This window comes from Paracoccus sp. SY, from assembly GCF_002901215.1.
Classification (GTDB): domain Bacteria; phylum Pseudomonadota; class Alphaproteobacteria; order Rhodobacterales; family Rhodobacteraceae; genus Paracoccus; species Paracoccus acridae.
Map to the genome: position 1 here is coordinate 1 of NZ_NWMQ01000019.1, position 23,078 is coordinate 23,078.

A 23,078-nucleotide genomic window follows, 5' to 3' on the forward strand; every position below is an offset into this window, starting at 1 on the left:
CACGCATTCGCCAAGCGCGAAGATGTGGGGATCGCTGGTCCGCATCGCGTCATCCACGACGATCCCGCGCTCGACCTCCAGATGCGCATCGACGGCCAGGCGGGTTTCGGGCCGGATGCCCACGGCCATGCAGACCAGGTCGGCCGGATGGACGGCGCCGTCTTCCAGCAGCACGGCCTCGGCCCGGTCCGTTCCCAGGATCGCCTTGGTCGCGCCCTTGCAGTGGACCGTGATGCCGCGCCGTTCCAAATCCTTCTGCAGCAGGTATCCCGCCGCCGGATCAAGCTGGCGTTCCATCAGGTGCCCCATCAGGTGGACCACCGTGACGCGGGCGCCGCGCGCGGCCATGCCCGCCGCCGCCTCCAGCCCCAGCAGGCCGCCGCCGATGACCACCGCGTCCTTGCCCCTGGTGTCCATCATGGCCCGCGTGTCCTCCAGGTCGCGATAGGTGACGACGCCGTGCAGATCCTTGCCGGGAACGGGGATGATGAAGGGCGCCGACCCCGTGGCGATGACCAGGGCGTCGTAAGGCGCGCCGCCGCTGTTCGAATAGACCACGCGGTTCTTGCGGTCGATCCTGACCACCGCCTCTCCGAACCGGCAATCGACGTTGTGGGCGGCATACCAGGCATCGTCATGGGTGACGATCTGTTCATAGGTCTTCTCGCCCGACAGGACCGGCGACAGCATCAGCCGGTCATAGTTGCCGCGCGACTCGGCGTTGAACAGGGTCACATCGAAGATGTCGGGCGCGGCGCCGAGCAGGTGTTCCAGCATCCGCCCCGAGGCCATTCCGGCGCCGATGACGACAAGTTTCTTTTTCATGGCTTTTCCCTTCAGGCGGGTTGGAAGGTGGCGCGGGACGGTCGGATGGACGGGTGCATCCACGGGGTGCAGCCCGCCACCCGCAGGAACAGGACAGGGGCCCGCAGCCCCGCAGGACCGGATCGAACCGTCACGCTTTCAGGAAATGCCGCATCATTGCGAACGGACCAGTGACGCGCCATTGCGCCGGGCCTTGGGTGCAGACTGGCCGAGTCTTGCGCCGGGGCCAAGCTGCAGGGATCGTGACCGCGCGTTTTCGGGCCGAAGATTGCTGCAAGCGCAAAAGGTCTGTGCGCGCTGCCTGCGGATCGGTCAGTTTGGAAACCCGGCCACGAATGAACCCTGCGGCTGGCAAGGTCTGGAGGATTGGAAGATCGTTTTGGAGATTGGTGGAGCCGAGGGGAGGCTAAACCAAACCGCTAGAAAGTCCTTTTTTCCTAGTATTGCTGGGCCAAATAGCGTCAATGTAATCAGCATTACGTAATCAGCATGGTCCGAAGATGGTAGGCAAGAGCAAGAAGGGTGGGGAGCGGTTGCTTCTCCTACAGCGCAACGTCTGGTGGTTCCGCCAGCAAGTTCCGGCAGCCGTCCGCAGCCGCATTGCGGGGCCTCAATTCATCATGGTCAACCTTCGCACGGCTGACGTGATAGAGGCCAAGCGCCGCCGCGATGAACTGGAAAGCCAAACCCGCATACAGTTCCGCCACATTGCTACAGGCCGCAGGGAAACCCTAGAGCTGCCTGGATGGAAGCCATCAGGTGAACCCAAACGCGCAGCACTCGGGCCAGCCGAGAGGGGTGCTATGTGGCGTGATGCCGTGGCAGATGCTGTTGCCGCCGAGGATGACTACATCGAAGACATAGCCCGAGACCTTGCCGCCGATGAGGCCGAACGCTTTGGGGACGATGACGCCAAGCGCCGCGCCTTCAGTGACGCCTTTACGGGACGCGAGAAGGTGGACCATCACCTTGAGACCTACCTGTCAGCCGTGGGGCTTGCTCCGAAGACCACCGGAGAGCGCCGGGGGCTGGTCGGAAAGATGGCCCGATGGGCAGCCGGAAAGGGCCTGACCCTTGACCGTATCGACCGCAGGCAGGCGGGCAAGTATGTGGCCGAGGAGATAGACCATCTTCACCCGGTCACCCAGACAAAGCATCTAACGGCGCTGCGGCAGTATTGGATTTATCTTGCCAAGCGCGGACACATTGACCTGCCATCAGGAGAGGACCGCAATAGCGGCTGGCCGTGGAATGGGCAGCAGATCGAGAAGCGCGGCAAGCGTGTGGAGCGGGGCAGCAAGATGGAGGAGGAAAGACCCTTCACTGATGATGAAGTTCGCAAACTACTATATGCGCCCTGGCCTATGAAGAAACCCGATTGGGAAAGCCAAATACGGGATGCTACGACCATCAGCCTGTTGACCGGGATGCGGCTTGCCGAGGTGCTGACGCTATGGGTCGGTGATGTGGACAGGGATTGGTTCGACATCAAGGAAGGGAAGACCGAAGCGGCTGCACGGCGAGTGCCCATTCACCCGGACCTCAAGGCCATCGTTAAGCGCCGCACCGAAGGCAAGGCGGGGACTGACTGGCTGTTTCATGAACTGAGACCCGAACGCGATGCGGGCGATACCTTCGGGAAACGCTTTAAGAGGTTCCGCGAGGCCGTGGGTGTAGATGATCGCCGCAACGGCGTAAGGCGATCACTGGTCAACTTCCACTCGGCCCGGCGCTGGTTCACCACAAAGGCCAGACATGCGGGGCACTCGAAGGAAACTATCGCGCAAATCGTCGGACACAAAGCAGACAAGAGCGATGTGACCTTTGGAGTTTACGCGAGGGAGGCCAGTGGGGAGCAACTAAAGGCCTGTGTGGAGGATGTGCAGTTGCCGGTCTTGATTTAAATCACTTGCGGCTAAAACGGAAGTTCTTCTTGGTATTTTCCGAGGCCGTTGATCTCAAGTAATTCCTCGAAATCCTCCGGAGGAACCTTCTTGGTATCTCTCAAGGTTTTAATTAGATTATCAAGTTCATAGCTTCCGGAGACTTGGGAGTTTTTAGATGCCCCCTCGATAATTTTAATCACATGCTTATTCTCAATGTCTCCTTTATACATAGTCAGTAACTTGGCTGCTTGATTAGCAGCCTCAAAAGTTGGTGAGGACAAGTAAATGTCTATGAGCTTATCCATGATGTCATCATTTAGGAACCAGAAGAAAACCTTATCAAAGTCCGCTAAAGTAACCCCCCGCAGGCGACGCAGGGCAGCTTCCCGCAACGGAGGGAACCTGAGTGCAGAATCTAGTTCATCAAGGTCTTTCTGTGGGATGCTCTGAACATATTTGGTTAGTCTGTATTTTTGATTGTAGTCCAGATGTAGCCAAGCGTCTTTCAATTTGTGCAGAATATCAAGGCTCAAGTTAAGCTTCGTATCATCAAGCTTCTCAAATTGTTTAGATATATATTCTCTCATAGCGTCGGAATATTGAGCGTTGTGCATTACGTGAATGGCGTTCAGCGCGCAGACAGTGCGGGTGCTGTGCATGTAGTCTTCAGATTTGTCAAAAATCCCCTTGAGAAGTATGATAGTTAAATTCCTAGGCAGAGAAGGCCGGGCACGCCGCAGAGGCCCATTCTGCAAAAATTTCAGCGCCTCGGCATCATTAACCGGAAAATATTGCGAGCGAATTAGAGAACATAGCCGATCGAGCGCAAACTTTCCTTGGGCAGGTTCATGCATCAGAAGGTGGTTCACAGCCGAGTTGATGTGTAGTCTTGCTAGTTCAGCAGGGGGAGCATATCGCTCTCCATCCAAATTAAGGGATGGATGGGCGCATCTGTTTCGATCTTCCTGAAGCCTAATCAAATCAACCTGTTCTAAGGGTGAAATCATTTCCATCTTAAAGGCAAGATCGACAATTCCTCTCTCAAATTTTAAAGCGCGCTGGAAATCTTCAATCCTTGTTATTTCATCAAGTTCATGAACTTGATTTTCTGCCTCTTTGTCTCCTGCAAGTGCTAACTCCCTAAGCTTGCCTATCAGATCAAAACAAACGGCAATCCATGTAGCAACAATAGCGGACCGGTAAGAACCTGCCCGGTAGCTTCCTACCGCTTCCCGAATATAATCCCGCGCTTTTCGATCGCGGCACTTCAAAATCAATTCATCCAGGTCTTCTATTCCGACGTGCAATTCGCATCTCCTGAACACATATCTTTGCTCTCATAATCAGTGGCATGAGAGGGCTTTTTAGTAGGCTAAGCTGCTTGGTCGGTATGTGACAAGAGTGTGGCGCGACGTTAACCCGCTGGACCTGGGCGCCGCTTGGGTCCCCTTCATCCGCGTCCTTCGGGCACTCGACTTGGCTGGCCCTGAGGAGATGGTGTTGACGCTATGGGTCGTTGATGTGGATGGAGAATGGTTCGACATCAAGGAGGGAAAGACCGAAGCGGCTGCCCGTAGGGTGCCCATTCACGCGGACCTTCAAGCCATCGTTAAGCGCCGCATCGAGGGCAAGGCCAAGACCGATTGGCTATTCCATGAACTTAGGGCCAAACGCGATGCTGGGGACACCTTCGGAAAACGCTTCAAGAGGTTCCGAGAGGCTGTGGGCGTGGATGATCGCCGCGCTGGCATGAGGCGGTCCTTGGTCAACTTCCACTCAGCTCGGCGCCGGTTCACCACAAAGGCCAGACACGCGGGGCACCCTAAGGAGGCCATCGCGGAAATCGTCGGGCACAAGCCAGACAAGAGCGATGTGACCTTTAGCGTCTATGCGAAGGGTGCCAGCGAAGGGCAGTTGAAGGCTTGCGTGGGGGACGTGAAGTTGCCTGCAGCTAGTTGCATGTAAAAGCCCCGAGTTCTACAAATAAACCGAACATCATAATCCGGTGAATTAGATTGCCTGTTGAGTGGCCGAAAATTTATGAGCGCTATTGGTGGTTAAGAGGCGCTGCGGCCTCTTTTACACTTCTCGCAATGGCTTCTGAAAGTTTGCCTTGGGATAAGATGGAATTGCTTAGGGCGGTCCATGCTGCGTTTATCGCTTGGAATTTTTTAGCATCTAATGTTGCAAGTGTATTAGGGCTGGATTGGATAATCCCAGATGTAGGAGCGGCAATAGTTAATACGTTCATTATTTTTGTATCCTTATTGCTCCCATATGCATCGCTCACATTCTACAGGGGCCAAAGTCGAAGATTTTATATTAGGTGGGCAGCGTTCATAATAATAGTAATACCACTCATGATTGCTAATGTTTATAGTATATTTACTAACAACCATGACCCTTGGTTCTTACCAAGCTTGCTTCTGGTGGCTGTTTCGCACCCTTTGTTGACACTAATAAAAGAACGTCCTGCATACGGACGAGGCATAGTCCACGTCATCTCATTCTTATTGTGCTTAGAAATACTATACGCATTGAATCTTCCTGTAGTTCGAGACTCAGTTAATGAGTTTGCGTGTAGAATGGTGAGTCAGAAGCACGAGGACTGCCCTGGTTTATAAAGGTATTCGTTCGGTCCTACCTTTGGGCCACCATGAGGAGACCCTTGCGGGTTGCCTCGCCTCATAGATCAGCCACCCTTCAATCGTCCGGTCTTCCCCTTGGGCCACCATGAGGAGACCCTTGCGGGCTTCGGGAATATTACGGCACAAAATTTCGAGGCGCAGAGATCATATAAAAGGCACGCGCGTTCCCCCCTGGGGTCCCCCTTAGCGCATCTCTCCAAGCATCCCTTCACGGTCTCCCGCCCGCATACAGTACCCCGGCAAACTTTTTTCGGTGCCCCGCTGGCTCTCACATTCGAGAACCCAAAGGGGGAACCTCTTGGTGTTCTTAGCGGATACTCAGCAATGCTCCTCTCACATCTGAGAAGAGCGCATATTCTCGAAAGTGATAATAAATACAATATGTTGACTGAATGTTGTGGCTGGTCTTATGCCGTCCTCAGCGCACCAACCGCGCGGACAAACCAAGGGACAGGACACCATGAACACCACCACAGCCACCACCCACTGCCACCGCTCCACTCAGATCATCAGCCTGGGCATCCTTGAGGTCTTCATTGATCGGTGCCCGGAACGAGCGCCGCGCCCTTCGATTGAACACGCTGGACATGGGGAGATGGTCATTGACGCAGGCCATTACTCTGTCCTGGTAGCACCGAAGGTTCCCAGCAAGGACAGCCTGATGGCGGCAGCTATCGGGACAATGATAGGTGCTGCAGGGGTCTTCTGGGCGATGCAACTCTAACAGGTTCGCTAAGGTATCCTTCAGGCGAACCAGTGTAAGCGGTCTCTCTCGGTGGTTCGATAATGCTTGTTGACAACTTAAATCGAACCGTTAATAAACAGACCAGATAAAGCGAACCGAGAGAGGCCTCGCCATGTTCATCCGTGCCTATCTTCGTGCATCGACCAAAGAGCAGGACGCTAACCGCGCCCGAGCATCGCTGGACCAGTTTGCAGCCGACAACGGCATAAGGGTGGCAGGCTACTATGTTGAGAACGAGAGCGGGGCCAAGCTGTCCCGCCCTGAACTGTTCCGGCTGCTGGATGACTGCCAGCCCGGCGATGTTCTGCTAGTTGAACAGGTGGACCGCCTTAGCCGCCTTAACGCCACCGATTGGGCACAACTTAAGGCCACCATTGCGCAGAAGAAGGTGCGCGTTGTGGCGCTGGACCTGCCAACCTCCCATCAGCTTATCCAGTCCGGTGACGAATTTACCGCGCGGATGCTGGATGCGCTGAACGGTATGATGCTGGACATGTTGGCTGCAATCGCCCGCAAGGATTACGACGACCGCCGCCGTAGGCAGGCGCAGGGGATTGAGACAGCCAAGGCGAAGGGGAAGTTCAAAGGGCGCCCTGAGGATGCCGATAGGAATGCAGCCATCATGTCTATGCTGCGCAAAGGCCAAAGCTGGAACAGCATCGTCGCTGCAACTGGATGTTCGCGGTCAACCCTTGCGCGGCTGGCAAAGCGTGTTGCCGCTGATGCGGGCGAGGCTGCCTGATCGTGGCGCCGGGCGATTGTCCCCACCTTACGCCTATACGCCCGCCCAAGGACACCGCCATGCCCAGCGCCAAGCAACCCGCACGGAGACCGCCACGGTAGCCCGCAGGACTGCCGTTAGGCACCCGCCCGCTGCCTACCTAGCCGGAACCGCTAGAGGCTGTCAGTGAGTCCCACCGCAGGTGCTACGCAAGCCGGGACGGGGTATCCGTCTAGCTGATACGATTTTCCCCGCCTTATGCCCAAGGAAGTCGGCCCGGTCAGGAAAGTCCTGCCGGGTTTTCTCATGCCGGAACCCAACACAGCGCCGCCCTGCCTGAGCGTGTGGGCGTCAACGGCGTTTCGTATCCCGTCACTGTCTTAAACCACCCTCAGCACCCTCTCAGGCAGCACCCGTTGGCCCAATCACCTGCGGCCCTTATTCGCATCCAGTATCCACGAAGGACATCAAGACCATGGCAAGCAGAGCCAACCGCCGTAACAACGGCACCGACCTTATGTTTATCTCCGACCTGCGCCAACTCACCGCGCGCCACCTGCCAGAAACCGTTGGGGTAACCCGAAAGGGCGACCAATGGAGCATGGCGCGGCTGCGCCCCGAGGTTGCCAATGTCATTGACGCCCTGGCCCAGCGCCATGTTGAGGGCACCGGCAAGCAGATCACCAAATCGGAGATTTTGGCCGCAGCACTGAACCTCTCGCTGCCCGTCTTGGCTGCTCGCATGTTCCCCGCGAAGGGCACCGTCTGATGGCACTGGACGCGACCCGGCAAGACAGCGGAGACCCGGTCTGCCCGAAGTGTGGCGTTCAGTTTCAGCCCCGAAGGAGCAATCAAAGATTCTGCGACAAAGAGTGCCAAAGAGCCACATCCAAACACAGCGCAAGGGGTGCCCGTGCCGGTGAGAACGGCCAGCGCAATCGGGACCACTACGAACGCGCGGCACGGCTTAGCTATGACCTCAACCGCATGGCGCCTTGGGAACGCCCTGCCTATCTGTCTCGGCTTATTGTGGCAGCGAAGGACGGCAACGCGAAGCTGCGCAACATCCTGACCGACCCAAAGTTGCTTGGTGCTAACCGGACATCACCTATCGGCAAGCTATATCCCGACAGCAAGAACTGCGACGTGCTGAACATTGCGAAGGAGGCCAACGCCTATTGCCGTAAGCACTGGGGCATCGGCATCAAGGCTGCTATCGGCACGACAGCTAATCCACCCCCCGCATATGTAATAGAGGAACCCGAAGGTGAACTGATCGGCCCTGTGAAGGAAAGCTATTGGCGGCACCTCAGGCGGAACGGTCAACTCAGCTTTCGGAAGCAACCGATTACAGGCAACTACGACTGGCGTGAATTGGCGCGTGTCATGCGTGACCCAGGATGGGGGCGTTACTGGCACCAAGACGATGCTCAACAGGACGACAGCTAATCCACCCCCCGCATATGTAATAAAGGAACCCGAAGGTGAACTGATCAGGCTAACCTCCATCATGGTCATCATCAAGAAGACCACCCTGAACATGCCAACTATGACATGCCTCCGAAGTATCGCCTGCCATGGGCAGGACATCTTCGGATTGCCTCATCAGGCATCTTAAATCGGCTTCGTCTTGGGAGTGACCAAGATCATGGGTCTTCTGCGCGAAGCGCCCCTCAACATCGCCATGAGCATCAGCTGAAGGGGCACCCTGACTTCAACAGGCCTAACTTCAGGCGCGCCTCATCATCCATCCCTAGGAAACAATCTATGCCCTCTCCCTCATCCCTGACGTGCGATGACAAGCCGGTCCACGGTAAGACTCGCCTTGATATTTACACCGATGGTTCATCCCTCGGTAACCCTGGCCCCAGTGGCTGGGCCTTTGTTGCAGTCGCGATAGACGAAGCTGGCCGCGTGATAGATCGCCAAGAGCGTTTCATGCCCGGCCGCAGCGTAAGCACAAACAACCGCGCCGAGATGGCCGCAGCATTGAACGCCATGCAGTTTGCCCGCGACTATCGCACCCCATCGGGTCAGACTGTTCAATCGGTGACCATTGCCACGGACAGCCAGTATGTCGCCAAGGCATTTCCCGAGTGGCTGCCTAAATGGATTGCCCGAGGGTGGCAGAAGTCCAACGGGGATGCTGTTGAGAACCGCGACCTGTGGGAACGCATGATCGCTGCCGCCGATGGCCTGGAACTGACCTGGTGCAAGATCAAGGGCCATAGCGGGCACCCCGAGAATGAGCGCGCAGACGTGCTGGCCAAGGCTGCCGCCGAACGTGCCGCAGAACAGCTTACCTGCAGACGCTGACAGGAGGGTAATTGAGAGCATTAGAGTGCGTCAATACCGAGCTAGTGAGCCTCGCTTTGGAAGGAGACCCGAGGCCCTGCGCCGCACCGATGCGGACACCCGCCCTGCCCACCTCAAATGGGTCACCGTCAAGATTCGCCCTGAGGTTTTCCAGGCGATGAGCCTGATGGTGAACGGCATAAAGCCGCCACCGGCAATCACCTGACGCAATCCGAAGTGCTGTTAGCAGCGTTCAACTTGGCGCTGCCCGTTCTGGTTACCCGTCTATTTCCTTCTGAGGCTAATGAAGCATGACCGCCACCGCTACCAATGCCACCACCATCTTCCCCGGCAGGGGCATGGCGCCACCCCGCTTCAACACCGCTTGGCGGGCCGTTCGACAATCACACATGGACGATGAAGCCATCTTTCAAGTCACCATGGTGCTGCCTTCAATCATTGCTGAGATGCGCACCCATTGGGAGAGGCTGAGAGATATGGGCATGGCCGCTCTCTACGATTGGGAAGCTGAGAAGGAGCGGGCCGCAGGGCTGGCCTTTCACATCATCGACCGCACCCCGGCCTGAACACCCCCACAATCTGAACCCGTTAGCACACCCATTCATCATGACTACTCGAAACTCACGCGGCCACCGGGAAGCGTGGACGCTCATGCATAAGACAACCCTGACCATTGCAGACGTGGTGGGCATCACCATCGCTGAAGTTGATCTGCTGAAGGGGGAATACGACCAGCTCAAGGCCAAGCAGACCCCTACCGGCGATTGGTTCGCCGACCAGAGCAAGCCCACGGTAACCGGCTAAGGCCCCCTCTACTAACTTGACATAGCAGCCCTACGCACCCCCGCAGGTTCGCCCTGACGGGGTCTTTTCATGTCCACCGAAAGGACCGAAACCATGAATGCCATCCCCCGCGCCGCCCTTCGCATTGTCCCTCAGGCAGTCTCTGAGGCGCAGCCTGTAGGCAACACCCCTGCCGCCTTCGCTTTTGAAGACCAGCCCGTCCGCACCCTGAACATCAACAGTGAGCCTTGGTTCGTTGCCAAGGATGTTTGCCAAGTGCTGGGCTATGCCGACCACATCAGCGCCATCAAACAGCATTGCCGTGGGGTGGCAAAACACCACCTCACCGACGTCTTGGGCCGCACCCAGGAAGCGACCATCATTCCCGAGCGCGACCTTTACCGCCTCGTCATGCGGTCCAAGCTGCCCAGCGCCGAACGTTTCGAGGAATGGGTTGTCGGCACCGTCCTGCCTGCCATCCGCAAGACCGGGTCCTGCATCGGCGGCGAAGAACGCCTAGACCCCAGCGCCCCCGATTACATGGAACGGATGCAAGACCTGTTGCTGGCTGCCAAGGAACGGAAGCTGACTGAGGCTGAAGCCAAGATCGAGGTCCTTCAGCCCAAGGCCTTCGCTCTGATCGAGGAGGCCAGCGGGTCTATGCTGGTCCGTGATGCCGCCAAGGCCCTCAAGTCCACCCAGACGGCCCTCTATAGTTTCCTTGAGTGCAGGAGCTGGGTCACCAAGAAGACCGACAAGAACCCCCAGCGCAAAGCCACCGCAGCAGCAACCAAGAGCGGCTATATGACCACAAGACCGCAAGGGATGCGAGGGGCAATCTCAAGACAACCCCGATGGTGACCCGGAAAGGCTTTGCCTACCTTGCACAGCACAAGGCCCGACCGCAGGCCCCACAGGCCCTCTAAACCATTCCCAGCACACACCACCCGGAACCTCAGGAGCCGCCCAGCGCGTGCCGGAGGGCTCCCAGTCACATCTTCACACCGAACAGGAAAGATCATCACCATGGCAACTTACTTCGACCCATCGACCGGCCAATTAGAGAGCGGCACCCCCAGCACTTCCGGCTTGGGCAACCCTCAGGCCCAGCCCGCCCAGCCGCGAACACTTCCGGTGCGGCACTGAAGTCACCTTCCGCACGGATAACGAGATAGGCGAACAGACCATGACCAAGACCCCCAAGCAGGGAGGACGCTGGATTCAAGCCAGCGAACTGGCCCGAGGTGGTGAAGTCGAGCGCACCATCCGCAGCGGGAAAACCGGCAGCCCTGTCCTGGGCCGCCTCTACAACGGCAATGACACCGTGGAGATTAGAGGCCAGCGCATGTCCCTGAACATCGCCGCCGATCTGGGTTAAATTAGCCGCGATGCCAACGGAGGGTTTTCTTCTAGCGGCGATGCCGGAAGCGACCGGACACCGCAGGCCACCTCTCAGCAGCCCCCGCAGGGACAGCCGGAAGGGACGCCCGAAGGTGAACCCCAGGCAGAAGTCTTCAGGGCATCCAATGAGACCGAGGCAGCCATTACAGCCTTGACCCAAACCACTCTGTGGGGCGCGCAGATCGCGGCCATCAACTCGGTCGTGGAGACAGGGGAGGTTGACCCGCGTGCCATCGAGCGCCTAGCGCAGCAGGCAGGGAAGGAACCCGCCCAGATGGCCCAGCAGGTGCTGCAAGACTTCGACGGCTTCCACGGCGCGATCAGCAGCGGCATAGAGAGTGCTGGGGTCCATGACCTTGAGCTGTACGATGAGTTCGTTGGAGGCGACCAGCGTCACTACCGCACCATGCAGAAAGCCGTTCGTGACCTGATGATGCACAATGACACATCGGGCTTCGACCGGCTGGCGACCAGCTATCGCGAGGCGTTGGATGTGATCGACCCCGAGGCTGTGGCAGAAGTCCTGGACGCAGCAGGCATCAAGCATCGTCGCGGCGACGGAGGCAACATTGTGATGAACCTCCCGGGACATGAGGAGGTGAGCTATCGGGCAGCCATGAAGGCGGGAATGATAAAGGTCAGCCGGGCGTGACCAAGTAGGAGCTCCATACAAATATCCAGAAAAATCTGAGAAGGCCGCCTTTGCGGTCGTTTTTCGCATCCTGAACCCCGGCCCGAGCGGCTGGGCATTAGTCCCCGCCGCAGTAGACCGTGCAGGCCGCGTAATAAGCCATGAGGAGCGTTCCATACCTTGGCGCAGTGTAAGTGGGAACAATTGCGCTGCGATGGCCATAGGGTTGAATGCCATACTGTCTGTCCGCGATTATCGCACGCCAGATTGGCCAGCCGGTTCATCTGATGACTATCGCCACAGATGCCAGTATGTTGCCAAGACGTTTTCCATAGTGGTTGTCCTACTGAATTGCCAATTGTGGCGAAACTCCAGCGAGGATGATGTCGAGAACCGCAAGTTGTGGAAACGCATAATCGCCGCCGCTGACGGGCTTCAACTGACTTGGCGCAAGTTTAAGAGCCACAACTGGCACCTCAAAAATGAGCGCGCGGGTGCACTCGCTAAGGCCGCGGCGAAACGCGCTAAACCCGCGCGCATGTTCTGGCGCTGGTCTTACAAGAAAACAACGCGCCTCCATCCACGTTCAGGGCGCGGCCGCTTAGCTCTAGCTGGACGCAATTAGGCGTTCTGCAGCACCGGAGGGGCATCAATATGCAAGCTAGAAAGCCAGTTAGAGTAGGCGGCCTCATACGCCGATTCTGTCAAGGCTGTTGAAGGCCAATGCGGCGCCAAGACCCCTTTTGGAAGGTTAACACTTGCATCTCCAAACGTATATTGGAGAAGATCGCGGGGGAAGATGTCGAAGAAAGAAGTATGCCCTAAAAAGCTAAACTCTCCCGCAAGCGAAGCTACTTTGAAACGTAACCCTCTTATATGTGCATAGTCTCTATTTTTCTCTCCATGCTCCACTACTAAGGTTATGCCTAGTAGGTCCCCGCTTAGAGTCGCTCCTTTGAGGTTTGACCGAACAAAAAACGCTCGGTTTACCTCTGACCTGCCAACATTCGGGGCAAATTGTATTTCAGAGTCACTCAGAATTGATCGAACAAAGTGAGTGTGCGAAAACTTATTAGCGAAGAACCTGCATTTAGTTAAGTTTGCATAGGAAAGATCGGCCAACTCTAATTTCGCACTAGAAAAATCTACACCTGCTGCGCTCGCCATAGTAAGTTTTGCATAAACAAAGTTGGAGTGTGAAAAATCCGCGCCTTTGCAGTAAGCACCTTCTAATAAGCTTTTGTAAAAACTTGCATGGGCGAAATTTGATCCTTCTATATCCGCTCTCCGCAAGCAGGTATTAGATAAATCAAGTCGATAGCCTTTGCGTTTCCCGTCGACATGACTTCTTTCGATCTCTATCTGCGATTCGCTCCTTCGCCCAATAACTGTAAGAGCAAGTTGAATGTCGCTTCGAGGCCGATTAAGAGAAAGAACCCACTCGTAAGGAGTAGTATTCATCTTTTTATCCAGCGAATCCTCGTTGCAATCCGTCGGGTAATCGCTAAAGCTCTCTACAGAAGCTGGAGCATTTTCGCGAATATAACCACATAATATCTCCATCACTCTTACATGATCTCGGCCATGGTCATGGCGAGCAGAGTCTTGAGCTATACGCTCAAGGGAAAGTATTGCGCCTATTCGAACTTCAATGTTTGGAACTGTCTCTTTAAATACTTGCCATTCGCCCTCGGCGCCAATAGTTTCTCCGATGTTCAACTTCAATGTATCGCCGAGCCATTGAACGACCGTCCGCTCTTCTTGCCACGTTGCGACAGTGTACCAATATTCCTCTGTTACTTCGTCCGTTCTTTCATTGTACGTTTCTCTCCAATCCTTCCCGACAATTTTCGTCCGAGCATTGTTGACGTAGGATGAGAGAACACTGTTGGTGCAACTTACGCGATCAGAACCTCCCGTCCAGATTGTCACAGACCGCCCGATTTTTTCTACTGATTTAGCGGTACCTAGTTGCTCGACCGCTTTGTTAATTCGATCCGTCATATGTCCTTCTTTTTGGAAAAGAACAGTCCGGTGTTTGAGGACGGTGCCCCATATCAAAAAAGGGCTTCCCAAAATAGCGGTAATCAAAGCGCCGGTGCTTAGGGTCGGTTCTCCCTGCGAAAATATCGTCCTGACCAGAAGCGAAGCAGCAGATACTAGCGCGAGAATGAACAGAATAGCTACGACCACACTCATAAGAGGGCCAATAGGCCGGGCGACGTTCCAGTTTGGAGCGTGGGTGATTCCCAGCCAGTCCGTCATGCTAGCAGCGCGTTTTGAGGGTTTAGCCATTCAACTCCCCATAGAGCATCAGTAAATGCTAGACGGAGACTACATCAGGCTCAAGCAGCGGCCATGCGCCAGCAGTCTCCACTGATGCAAACACCTAGCACTTAGACTCAGGGCATGTAATCAGCATCATGCAATCAGCACATCAGTAGTTTCCCGATAACTACCTGATGTCACAATATTTTTTGAAAATGGTGGAGCCGAGGGGAATCGAACCCCTGGCCTCGTCATTGCGAACGACGCGCTCTACCAACTGAGCTACGGCCCCACTGGCGTTCTTTTTGTCCCGGCCGCCGGGAATGTCAAGCGGGTGAATTGCGCGGTGCCAGGTGGATTGTGATGCCGTCGCGTCCCCGGACGGTCAGGCGTGCGACCGGGGTGGGGGGCCGGGGGCCGGGGCGAAGATGGAAGGCCTGGGCGATGCGGGCCAGCATGACCACGCCCTCGACCATGGCAAGGCCCGCGCCGGGGCAGACCCGCTGGCCTGCCGAAAAGGGGATAAAGGCGTCGCGGGCGCTGTTCTGGGTTTCCGGGCGATGCCATCTGGCAGGATCGAACTCATCCGGCCGGTCCCAGAGGCGCACATGGCGATGCAGATGCCAGGGCGACAGGACCAGTTGCGCGCCGGGCGGCGCCCTGCGCCCGCGCAGCGTTTCCGATCGCGCCGCCTGCCGGACCATCATCGGGACCGGGGGATAAAGCCGCAGCGCCTCTCGGAACACCGCGCGGGTGGTGCGCAGGGCCTTGACCCCGGCCATATCGGGGGTCAGGGACGCTGCCTCGGCGGCGACGGCCTTCTGCCATTCGGGATGGGCCGCCAGCAGCCACAGCGCCCAGGCAAGCGCCGAGGCGCTTGTTTCGTGACCGGCCAGGAAGAAGATCGCCACCTGGTCCACCATCTCGGCTTCCGAAAAGCGGCGGCCGGTCTGCGGATCAGGCGTGGTCATGATCCGTGTCGCCAGGTCGTCGGGCGCCCCGCCGACGCGGATCGCGTCCATCCGGCCCTTGACCAGCCCGGCGATCAGGCTGCGGATTTCCCCCGCCGTGCGTCGCGTGCGCCGGGAATGGAGATGCGGCAGCCAGCGGGGCCAAGGCAGCAGCGCGGCCCAGTTGACCACCGGCTGCGCGTCCTGGTGCGCGCGAAAGGCGGCAAAGACCCGTTCCGCCGTCTCGTGCTCGATCGGCATCGAGAACATCGCGCGGAAGATCACGTCGGCTGCGGCATGGCTGGCCTCTGGCTCGATGTCCTGGGGGCCCGGCTTCAGCCGCGCGACCATGGCATCGGCCGCACCGAAGATGGCGGGCAAGGTATCGTGCAGCCTGCCGCCGTCGAAGGCCGGGTCGATGATGCGGCGCTGCGCAGCCCATTCCGGTCCATTGGTCACGAAGACCGAGGCCCCCAGCAAGGGCGCAAGGCCCGTACGAAGGCGGTTCGACTTGGGAAAATCCTGGGGCCGGTCCTTCAGGATCAGGCGTACCAGGGCCGGATCGTTGCAGAAGAAGCTGTGGACCAGCGGGCTGCGGAATTCGGCCATCCAGGCGCGATACAGCCGTTCAGGCAGGGCGGACAGCAGGTCGCGGCGAAAGGCGCGGGCAAAGCGAAGCACGCTGCCCCGGCCCTCGGTCGTCTGGGGGCGGGGCGGGATCATGGCAGGCCCGGCCCGGCCGGAATGGCGATGCGTCCCGGCGAGGGATGGCGCCCGGCGAAGCGGTCGGCAAGCCGACGCGGCCCGGCGGTGATGGCGAAATAGTCGTAATCGCCCGGCCGGTCGAAGGCGCAGAGATATTGCAGATGCAGCCGGAACCACCGCCACCGCAGATCGCGCTGCAGACGCGGCGACAGGGTCTGCGTGAAGGCCGCCGACAAGACCAGCGGCCATCGCTGCCCAGGCCTCGCGACCCCCGACACCGCGACCGGATCGCACAAGGCGAAGCTGCAGGGATCCCCGGGGGCGGTGACGTCCAGCCAGAACAGATCCGGGCGTTCCGACAGAAAGGCCAGGTCGGCCCGCAGCCGATGCGCGCGGGGCAGGAACGAGGCCATCGGCACCACCTGACCCAGGGTCAGAAGCGCCAAGGCCGGACGATCCGACGCCGGTCCGCCCCGCCGGATCATGTCCGCCAGGACCGAGACCGCCAGATAAGCGCCCGAGGAATGGCCGACGACCAGGACCTCGTCCAGATCTTCGGCCAGGGCCTGGGCAATGCGGTCGGCGAACTGCGCCAGCCGTTGTTCCAGTTGGGGCGGATAGGCGCCGTGCAGGCCGGCGGTGAAGGCATAGTCCTGCATCAGGTAGTGGGCAAACAGGCGATGGTCCTGGGACCGCGCTAGGACCAGCACCCACCAACCAGTTGCAAGCGCGGCGCCCATCCCAAGCCATTCCAGCCCCGTCAGGGCCGTCGCGCCCCATCCCGCCAGCATGGCCAGCAGGACTGCGGCCAGAAGTTGCAGCACCAGCACCGCGACCGGATAGAGCGCCGCCAGAACCGGCCCGCGCCGCAATCGCATCAGCCGCCGCAGCGCGCCCGAGGCGATATAGATCCACGCCGTCCGCAGCATCCGCGCATAGGTCGCAAGGATGCCCCCCTGCATCGACGCCTGCACGAGGTCGGACCAGACCAGAACCTCGACCTGCGCCTGGGCCATGCCCTCCGGGAAGCAGGCGCGGGTCTGCCAGCCGAAAGCGGCCCCGCCGGCGGGTTTTTCCACCGTCAGATCAAAGCCGCCGACCTGTGCCTGCCTTCGGGATTCGCGGCGATAGAGTTCGCGGTAGCGACGCGGAGGCATGGGATCGAAGCCGGGCACATAGAACACCCGGCGGCGGAACGGTCGCGTCATCGTCTGTCTCGGTTGTGTCAGGACAGCATAAGACAACCGCCCGTTGCTGCAAGGGTCTTCAGCCTTGCTGCCACCGTGCCTGGTTCTGCTGGATGGCGGCGATGCGCCTGGCCGTTGGCGGATGCGACAACAGCCAGGCCGGGGCCGATCCCCCGCGATTGCCGGTCAGGCGTTCCAGCTTGCGGAACAACGAGATCTGCGGATCCGTCCCCAGGCCCGCGCGGATCATCAGGGCGCTTGCGAAGCGGTCCGCCTCGAATTCGTCGTCGCGCGACAGGCGGGCGGCGACGGCGGTGGCGATCAGTCCGGCGATCCAGGCGCCCAGGCCGGGGATGATGCGCCCCAGAACGCCCGCAAGCGCCATGCGGATCGCGTTCTGCCCCGCAAAGTCGATCATCCGCCGCCGGGCATGGCCGTGGGCCACATGACCCAGTTCATGGGCGATGACGCTGGCCAGTTCCTCGGGCGTGACCTCTCCGGCGTCCAGCTTGCGGATGAAGCCGCGGGTCAGGAAGATGCGCCCGTCGGGGGCGGCAAGCCCGTTCACGGGTTCCACCTCATAGACATGGGCGCGCACGGGCGGCAGGTCCATGGCCCGGCCCAGCCGTTCCAGCATCGGCACCAGCCGGGGATGGTTCAGCGGCGTCGATTTCTGGTTCAGTTCCTGCCGCAGCCGGTACAGGGAAAAGAACCACATGGCGGCCAGATACAGAACCAGCAGGATGATCGGCAGGTATTTCATCATGCGCCCAATATGGTCCCGTCCAGGCCCTCGCGCCAGAGGTTCAGCCCAGGATCCGCATCGCCTGCGTCAACCCGTCCAGCGTCATGGGCATCATCCGGTTTTCGAAGATTCGGCCGATCATGGCGATGGACTGGGTATAACCCCAATGCGCCTGCGGGACCGGGTTCAGCCAGACATGGTCGGGCCAGGTCTCGGCCGCGCGGCGCAGCCAGACCTCTCCGGCCTCGGGGTTCCAGTGTTCGTTGGCCCCGCCGGGAACCGCGATCTCATATGGCGACATCGACGCATCGCCCACGAAGATGCATTTGTAGTCGCGCCCGAAGCGGTGCAGCACGTCCCAGGTCGGCGTCTGTTCGGTCCAGCGGCGGCGGTTGTCGGTCCACACGCCCTCGTAAAGGCAGTTGTGGAAATAGAAATGCTCCATGTGCTTGAACTCGGCCCGCGCGGCCGAGAACAACTCGTCCACGACGCGGATATGGTCGTCCATCGACCCACCCACGTCCAGAAACAGCAGCACCTTGACGGCATTGCGCCGTTCCGGCCGGGTCTGCACGTCGATATAGCCGTGATCTGCCGTGGCGCGGATGGTGGCGGGCAGGTCCAGTTCGTCCGCCGCCCCATGCCGCGCCCATTGGCGCAGGCGCTTCAGCGCGACCTTGATGTTGCGGGTGCCCAGTTCGACATTGTCGTCGAAGTCGCGGAATTCACGCTTGTCCCAGACCTTGACCGCACGGCGGTGGCGGGATTCGTCCTGGCCGATGCGCACCCCTTCGGGGTTGTAGCCATAGGCGCCGAAGGGCGAGGTGCCGCCCGTGCCGATCCACTTGCTGCCGCCTTGGTGGCGCCCCTGCTGTTCGGCCAGCCTTTCGCGCAGTTTGCGCATCAGATCCTCGAAACTGCCGCTGCCCTGGATTTGGGCCTTTTCGGCATCGGTCAGCAGCTTTTCGGCCAGCTTCTCAAGCCAGTCGCGGGGGATCGCCTGTTCGGTCACAAGCGCCTCGACCGGAATGGCTTCAAGGCCCGAGAACGCCTCGGCGAAGGCCCGGTCGAAGCGGTCGATGTGGCGCTCGTCCTTGACCAGGGCCAGACGCGCCAGATGATAGAAGCCATCGACCGTCCAGCCTGCGACACCCGCCTGCATCCCGGCCATCAGGTCCAGCCATTCCCGCAGCGAGACCGGGACCCCTTGCCGGCGCAGGCTGTCGAGGAATGGAATGAACATCACATCATCCGGTCGATGATGACGGTCGCAAACAGGCCCACGACCGCGAAGGCGATGGCGAAGCCGGCCGCATACTGCGCGCGGTCGCGTCCCGTGCCGCCCAGTCCGACGGCGCGGCGCCAGCCCAGGATGGCACCGATGATGGCGGCGACGATGACGATCATGGGGGCCTCTGGTCCTGTTCCGTCCCTCCAGATAGCCGCTGGTCCGGCGTGGTGCAACCAAGGGCATGGGAACGGGTGTCCCCGAAAGGGGTTGAGCCACAGGCGAAAACGCAGGAGGACGCTATGGCCGAGAAGGAAAACCCCGACGCCGTTCCCCCCGGCACCCCCGGCGCGGGCGAGAACATCTGCCGCAAATGCGAAGGCAGCGGACGGATCGAGGGCAAGGAATGCCCAGAATGCGGCGGCACCGGCAAGGTCACGACCGGCATCGGCGGGGGCTGAGCAGGGTTGGCGGCCCGCCGATCAGGCGCTTCCTGGGGCGAAGCGCAGACCGTCTTCCTAGGCCGCGGGCCTGCGACGGACGGTCAACTGGCGCCAGAAGAAGACCAGGGTGAACAGCGCGGTCATGACCACCACGATGGTCGGGGCAGGCGCGCTGTCCAGCCAGAAACTGATCCAGATGCCTGCCAGGCTGCATCCTGCGCCGATGACCACCGACAGGACCAGCATCGCCTGCAGGCGACGGGTCAGCAGGAAGGCAATGGCCCCCGGCGCGATCAGCAGCGCCACCGACAGGATGATGCCCACCGCCGACAGCATCGCCACCACCACGGCCGAGATCATCGCCAGCATCCCGTAATGCAGCCAGCCGACGGCCAGCCCGGCCACCCGCGCCTGAACCGGATCGAAGACCAGCAGCGCGAAATCGCGCCATTTCAGCACCAGGACCAACCCCACCACGGCCGAGATCGAGCCGGCCGACAGGAAGTCGTCCGGCCCGACCCCCAGGATGTTGCCGAACAGGATATGATCCAGATGAACGTCGGTCGGGAATTGGGTATAGATCACCAGCCCAAGCCCGAACATCCCGGCCATCACCACGCCAAGCGTCGTGTCGGGCTTGATGCGGCTGTTGGCATCCAGCCAGCCCGCCGACAGCGCACAGATCATCCCCGCCACGAAGGCCCCGATCAGCAGGGGGATGCCCGCCAGATAGGCCAGCACGATCCCCGGCAGCACCGCATGGCTGATCCCGTCGCCCATCAGCGCCCATCCGCGCAGGACCAGAAAGCAACTGAGAAGGGCCGCGGGGATGCTGACCATGACGGCGATCAGCATGGCCTCGACCATGAAGGGGAAGGCGAAGGGCGCCGTCAGCCAGGTCATCGGGTAACCTTTCGGATGCGGCGGCGGCTGGCAAGCAGGCCGTGGCGGGGGGCGAAAATGAAGGCCGCAAGGAAGATCAGGGTTTGCAGCACGACGATGATGCCGCCCGTCGCGCCGTCCAGGAAGAAGCTGACATAGGCGCCGATGGCCGAGGTCAGCGTGCCGATCGCCACCGACAGCGCGATCAGGCGCGGAAAGCGGTCGGTCAGCAGATAGGCCGTGGCGCCCGGCGTCACGACCATGGCGATGACCAGGAAGGCGCCGACGGTCTGCATGGCGGCGACCGTCGATCCGGCCAGCAGCGTGAAGAACAGCACCCGAAGCCGCCCCGGATGCAGCCCGATGGTGCGCGCATGGCTTTCGTCGAAGAAGACCACCATCAGGTCGCGCCACTTCGCCAGCAGGATCACCAGGGATACTCCGCCGATGACCGCCAGTTGCAGCGTGTCGGCGGGCGTGATCGCCAGGATGTTGCCCATGGTGATCGCCTGAAGATCGACCGAGACCGGATTCAGAGAGATCATGAACAGCCCGATCCCGAAGAAGCCGGTGAAGATCAGGCCGATGATGGCGTCCTCCTTCAATCCCGTGCGGCTGTTCAGGAACAGCATGGTCAGCGCGGCCAAGCCACCCGAAAGGAAGGCGCCAAGGGCGAAGGGCAGGCCCAGCATGTATGCGCCCGCGACGCCAGGCACGATGGAATGGGACAAGGCGTCGCCGATCAGACTCCACCCTTTCAGCATCAGGTAGGCGGACAGGAAGGCGCAGACCCCGCCGACCAGGGCCGAAACCCAGATGGCGTTCGCCATGTAGCCGTAGGTGAAGGGGATCAGCAGGGCATCCCACATCAGGCGTCGCCAGCGGGGGTTTCACACCCCCGCACCCCCGTGGGATATTTTTGCCAGAATGAAAGGGCGCGGGTCATTCGTCCTTCTTTCGCGCGCGTTGGTCATAGAACACCAGCGGCCGTTCGTCGTCGGTGAACACGTCCACGCTGCGCCGGTCGGCGTCGTCGTGCAGCGCCGCGCCCCCCAGGACGAAGTGGCGCAAGACGCCGCCGAAGGCATGGCGCAGGTTTTCGGGGGTGAAGGTCGTCTCGGTCGGGCCGCTGGCAAGGACGGTGCCCTTCACCATCACCACCCGGTCGCAATATTCCGGCACCGAGCCGAGATCGTGGGTCGAGACCAGCATCACCCGCCCTTCCTCGCGCATGGCCTTGAGCAGGGCGATGATCGCCTCCTCGGTCTTGACGTCCACGCCGGTGAAGGGTTCGTCCAGCAGGATCACCCGCGCCTCTTGCGCGATGGCGCGGGCCAGGAAGACGCGTTTCTTCTGGCCGCCGGACAGTTCGCCGATCTGGCGCCAGCGGAAATCGGTCATGCCGACGCGGGCCAGGGCCGCGTCCACCGCCTGCCGGTCGATGGGGCGGGCGCGGCGGAAAAAGCCCATATGGCCGTATCGGCCCATCATCACGACGTCTTCCACCAGGACGGGAAAGGTCCAGTCCACCTCCTCGGCCTGGGGGACATAGGCCACGAGGTTTCTTGCCAAGGCCTGTTCGACGGTGCCGCCCATGATGCGGACCTGGCCCGAACTGTGCGGAAGAAGGCCCATCAGCGCCTTGAACAGCGTTGATTTTCCCGCGCCGTTGACGCCGACAAGGGCGGTGACGGACCCTTGTGGCACGGTGAAGCTGGCGTCGCGCAGCGCAGTGACGCCGTTGGAATAGGCAACGGTCAGGTTCCGGACCTCGATCCCGTCATTCATTCCGCAGACCATCCACGATGGTTTCCGATGTCACGCGCAGCAGGTCCAGATAGGTGGGGACGGGGCCGCTAGCCTCGGACAGGCTGTCCACGTAAAGGACGCCGCCATAGATCGCCCCGGTTTCGGATGCGACGCGGCGGGCAGGGCGGTCGGAGACGGTGGATTCCGAAAAGATCACACGGACATCGTTTTCGCGCATCACGTCGATGACATGGCGCACCTGCTGGGGCGTGCCCTGCGCGTCCGCATTGATCGGCCACAGGTAGAGTTCCCGCAGGCCGAAGTCGCGGGCGAGATAGGAGAACGCGCCCTCGGAGGTGACCAGCCAGCGGCGGTCCTGGGGCAGGGCGCGGGCGGCATCGCGCAGGGGGGCGATGGTGTCGGTGATCCGCGCCTTGTAGGCTTCGGCATTCGCGCGATAGGCCGCGGCGTTGTCGGGATCGGCGCCCGCCATCGCGGCGGCAATGTTGTCCACATAGATCAGCGCGCTGTCCAAAGCCATCCAGGCATGGGGATTGGGCTTGCCGTCGTAATCGCCGCCCGTGATCGACATCGGTTCGACGCCGTCGCTGACGACCGCGACGGGGATATCGCCCATCTGGTCGATGAACTGCTGGAACCAGCTTTCCAGGTTCAGCCCGTTCGCCAGGACCAGATCGGCATCGGACGTGCGGATCAGATCGCCCGAGGTGGGCTGATAGTTGTGAATCTCAGCCCCCGGCTTGGTGATCGATTCCACGTCCGCCGCATCGCCTGCGACATTGCGGGCCATGTCCGCGATGATGGTGAAGGTGGTGGCGACCTTCATCCGCTCGGCATGGGCGGGAAGGGCGGCCAGGGCAAAGGCGAGAACAAGGAATGACTTCATGATGCAGTTATGTGCGAGTGATTCTCATCTGTCAATAGTTGAGAACTAGTTGCAACTG

The 23,078-nt window shown here is 60.1% G+C and carries 25 protein-coding genes and 1 tRNA gene; 13 read left to right on the top strand and 13 right to left on the bottom strand.

Annotated features, from left to right (window positions below; all coding sequences use genetic code 11):
* On the bottom strand, positions 1-825 hold an 825-nt coding region (locus CK944_RS13895; protein WP_146038657.1), incomplete at its 3' end, for an NAD(P)/FAD-dependent oxidoreductase.
* A 500-nt stretch (positions 826-1,325) separates the two neighbouring features.
* Here CK944_RS13895 and CK944_RS13900 point away from each other — a divergent pair.
* Complete coding sequence (locus CK944_RS13900; protein ID WP_192877763.1) at positions 1,326-2,729, top strand: tyrosine-type recombinase/integrase; 1,404 nt, start codon at positions 1,326-1,328, stop codon at positions 2,727-2,729.
* Between the two features lie 11 nt (positions 2,730-2,740).
* On the opposite strand, the gene CK944_RS22910 is transcribed toward CK944_RS13900, so the two are convergent.
* Positions 2,741-4,018 (bottom strand): hypothetical protein, encoded by a 1,278-nt coding sequence (locus CK944_RS22910; RefSeq protein WP_146038658.1) that lies wholly within the window; start codon positions 4,016-4,018, stop codon positions 2,741-2,743.
* Between the two features lie 94 nt (positions 4,019-4,112).
* Here CK944_RS22910 and CK944_RS13910 point away from each other — a divergent pair, with 94 nt between their 5' ends.
* The 11 genes from CK944_RS13910 (at position 4,113) to CK944_RS13955 (ending at position 11,977) form a co-directional block, all read left to right on the top strand.
* Positions 4,113-4,676: a tyrosine-type recombinase/integrase gene (locus CK944_RS13910; RefSeq protein WP_205049039.1), complete on the top strand. Its 564-nt coding sequence runs from the start codon at positions 4,113-4,115 to the stop codon at positions 4,674-4,676.
* Positions 4,677-5,819: 1,143 nt separating this feature from the next.
* Positions 5,820-6,083, top strand: coding sequence for a hypothetical protein (locus CK944_RS13915; RefSeq protein ID WP_103173671.1), 264 nt, complete (start codon positions 5,820-5,822; stop codon positions 6,081-6,083).
* A gap of 133 nt (positions 6,084-6,216) precedes the next feature.
* Positions 6,217-6,846 carry a recombinase family protein gene (locus CK944_RS13920; protein WP_103173672.1) on the top strand — a complete coding sequence of 210 codons (630 nt, stop codon included), beginning with the start codon at positions 6,217-6,219 and terminating at the stop codon, positions 6,844-6,846.
* Between the two features lie 454 nt (positions 6,847-7,300).
* Complete coding sequence (locus CK944_RS13925) at positions 7,301-7,594, top strand: hypothetical protein (protein WP_103173673.1); 294 nt, start codon at positions 7,301-7,303, stop codon at positions 7,592-7,594.
* A complete protein-coding gene (locus CK944_RS13930; protein ID WP_103173674.1) occupies positions 7,594-8,274 on the top strand; it encodes a hypothetical protein in 681 nt (226 codons plus the stop codon). Before CK944_RS13925 ends, CK944_RS13930 begins: the two co-directional genes overlap by 1 nt.
* Before the next feature lie 318 nt (positions 8,275-8,592).
* The gene (locus CK944_RS13935) at positions 8,593-9,141 is read left to right on the top strand and encodes a ribonuclease H (RefSeq protein WP_158248000.1); all 549 of its coding nucleotides are present in this window, start codon (positions 8,593-8,595) and stop codon (positions 9,139-9,141) included.
* A 290-nt stretch (positions 9,142-9,431) separates the two neighbouring features.
* Entirely contained in the window at positions 9,432-9,707 is a 276-nt protein-coding gene (locus CK944_RS13940; RefSeq protein WP_103173676.1) for a hypothetical protein, read from the top strand.
* Positions 9,708-9,792: 85 nt separating this feature from the next.
* Complete coding sequence (locus CK944_RS23220) at positions 9,793-9,945, top strand: hypothetical protein (RefSeq protein ID WP_158248001.1); 153 nt, start codon at positions 9,793-9,795, stop codon at positions 9,943-9,945.
* A gap of 93 nt (positions 9,946-10,038) precedes the next feature.
* Complete coding sequence (locus CK944_RS23225) at positions 10,039-10,785, top strand: BRO family protein (protein ID WP_158248002.1); 747 nt, start codon at positions 10,039-10,041, stop codon at positions 10,783-10,785.
* A 325-nt stretch (positions 10,786-11,110) separates the two neighbouring features.
* The gene (locus CK944_RS13950) at positions 11,111-11,302 is read left to right on the top strand and encodes a hypothetical protein (protein WP_103173677.1); all 192 of its coding nucleotides are present in this window, start codon (positions 11,111-11,113) and stop codon (positions 11,300-11,302) included.
* 174 nt (positions 11,303-11,476) lie between these two features.
* Positions 11,477-11,977, top strand: a complete 501-nt coding sequence (locus CK944_RS13955) for a hypothetical protein (RefSeq protein WP_103173678.1) — start codon at positions 11,477-11,479, stop codon at positions 11,975-11,977.
* A 600-nt stretch (positions 11,978-12,577) separates the two neighbouring features.
* Here the strand turns inward: CK944_RS13955 and CK944_RS13960 are convergent.
* The 7 genes from CK944_RS13960 to CK944_RS23650 all read right to left on the bottom strand — a co-directional run bounded on the left by CK944_RS13960 (position 12,578) and on the right by CK944_RS23650 (position 19,218).
* Positions 12,578-14,221: a pentapeptide repeat-containing protein gene (locus CK944_RS13960; protein ID WP_158248003.1), complete on the bottom strand. Its 1,644-nt coding sequence runs from the start codon at positions 14,219-14,221 to the stop codon at positions 12,578-12,580.
* A gap of 219 nt (positions 14,222-14,440) precedes the next feature.
* Positions 14,441-14,516 (bottom strand) — tRNA-Ala (locus CK944_RS13965).
* Between the two features lie 34 nt (positions 14,517-14,550).
* Positions 14,551-15,897 carry a cytochrome P450 gene (locus tag CK944_RS13970; protein ID WP_103173680.1) on the bottom strand — a complete coding sequence of 449 codons (1,347 nt, stop codon included), beginning with the start codon at positions 15,895-15,897 and terminating at the stop codon, positions 14,551-14,553.
* Complete coding sequence (locus CK944_RS13975) at positions 15,894-17,087, bottom strand: hypothetical protein (protein ID WP_103173681.1); 1,194 nt, start codon at positions 17,085-17,087, stop codon at positions 15,894-15,896. The genes CK944_RS13970 and CK944_RS13975 overlap by 4 nt, the downstream gene beginning before the upstream one ends.
* A gap of 58 nt (positions 17,088-17,145) precedes the next feature.
* Positions 17,146-17,832: a M48 family metallopeptidase gene (locus CK944_RS13980; protein WP_103173682.1), complete on the bottom strand. Its 687-nt coding sequence runs from the start codon at positions 17,830-17,832 to the stop codon at positions 17,146-17,148.
* Positions 17,833-17,872: 40 nt separating this feature from the next.
* Complete coding sequence (locus tag CK944_RS13985; RefSeq protein WP_103173683.1) at positions 17,873-19,054, bottom strand: VWA domain-containing protein; 1,182 nt, start codon at positions 19,052-19,054, stop codon at positions 17,873-17,875.
* Complete coding sequence (locus tag CK944_RS23650; RefSeq protein WP_188714658.1) at positions 19,054-19,218, bottom strand: hypothetical protein; 165 nt, start codon at positions 19,216-19,218, stop codon at positions 19,054-19,056. Before CK944_RS23650 ends, CK944_RS13985 begins: the two co-directional genes overlap by 1 nt.
* Positions 19,219-19,341: 123 nt before the next feature.
* On the opposite strand from CK944_RS23650, the gene CK944_RS23655 reads away from it, so the two are divergent.
* The gene (locus CK944_RS23655; RefSeq protein ID WP_188714659.1) at positions 19,342-19,500 is read left to right on the top strand and encodes a hypothetical protein; all 159 of its coding nucleotides are present in this window, start codon (positions 19,342-19,344) and stop codon (positions 19,498-19,500) included.
* Between the two features lie 57 nt (positions 19,501-19,557).
* On the opposite strand, the gene CK944_RS13990 is transcribed toward CK944_RS23655, so the two are convergent.
* The 4 genes from CK944_RS13990 to CK944_RS14005 all read right to left on the bottom strand — a co-directional run bounded on the left by CK944_RS13990 (position 19,558) and on the right by CK944_RS14005 (position 23,020).
* Positions 19,558-20,385 carry a metal ABC transporter permease gene (locus tag CK944_RS13990; protein ID WP_103173684.1) on the bottom strand — a complete coding sequence of 276 codons (828 nt, stop codon included), beginning with the start codon at positions 20,383-20,385 and terminating at the stop codon, positions 19,558-19,560.
* Entirely contained in the window at positions 20,382-21,233 is an 852-nt protein-coding gene (locus tag CK944_RS13995) for a metal ABC transporter permease (protein WP_103173685.1), read from the bottom strand. Before CK944_RS13995 ends, CK944_RS13990 begins: the two co-directional genes overlap by 4 nt.
* 73 nt (positions 21,234-21,306) lie before the next feature.
* Positions 21,307-22,152, bottom strand: coding sequence for a manganese/iron ABC transporter ATP-binding protein (locus CK944_RS14000; protein WP_103173686.1), 846 nt, complete (start codon positions 22,150-22,152; stop codon positions 21,307-21,309).
* Positions 22,145-23,020, bottom strand: coding sequence for a metal ABC transporter substrate-binding protein (locus tag CK944_RS14005; RefSeq protein ID WP_103173687.1), 876 nt, complete (start codon positions 23,018-23,020; stop codon positions 22,145-22,147). Before CK944_RS14005 ends, CK944_RS14000 begins: the two co-directional genes overlap by 8 nt.
* Between the last annotated feature and the right edge of the window lie 58 nt (positions 23,021-23,078).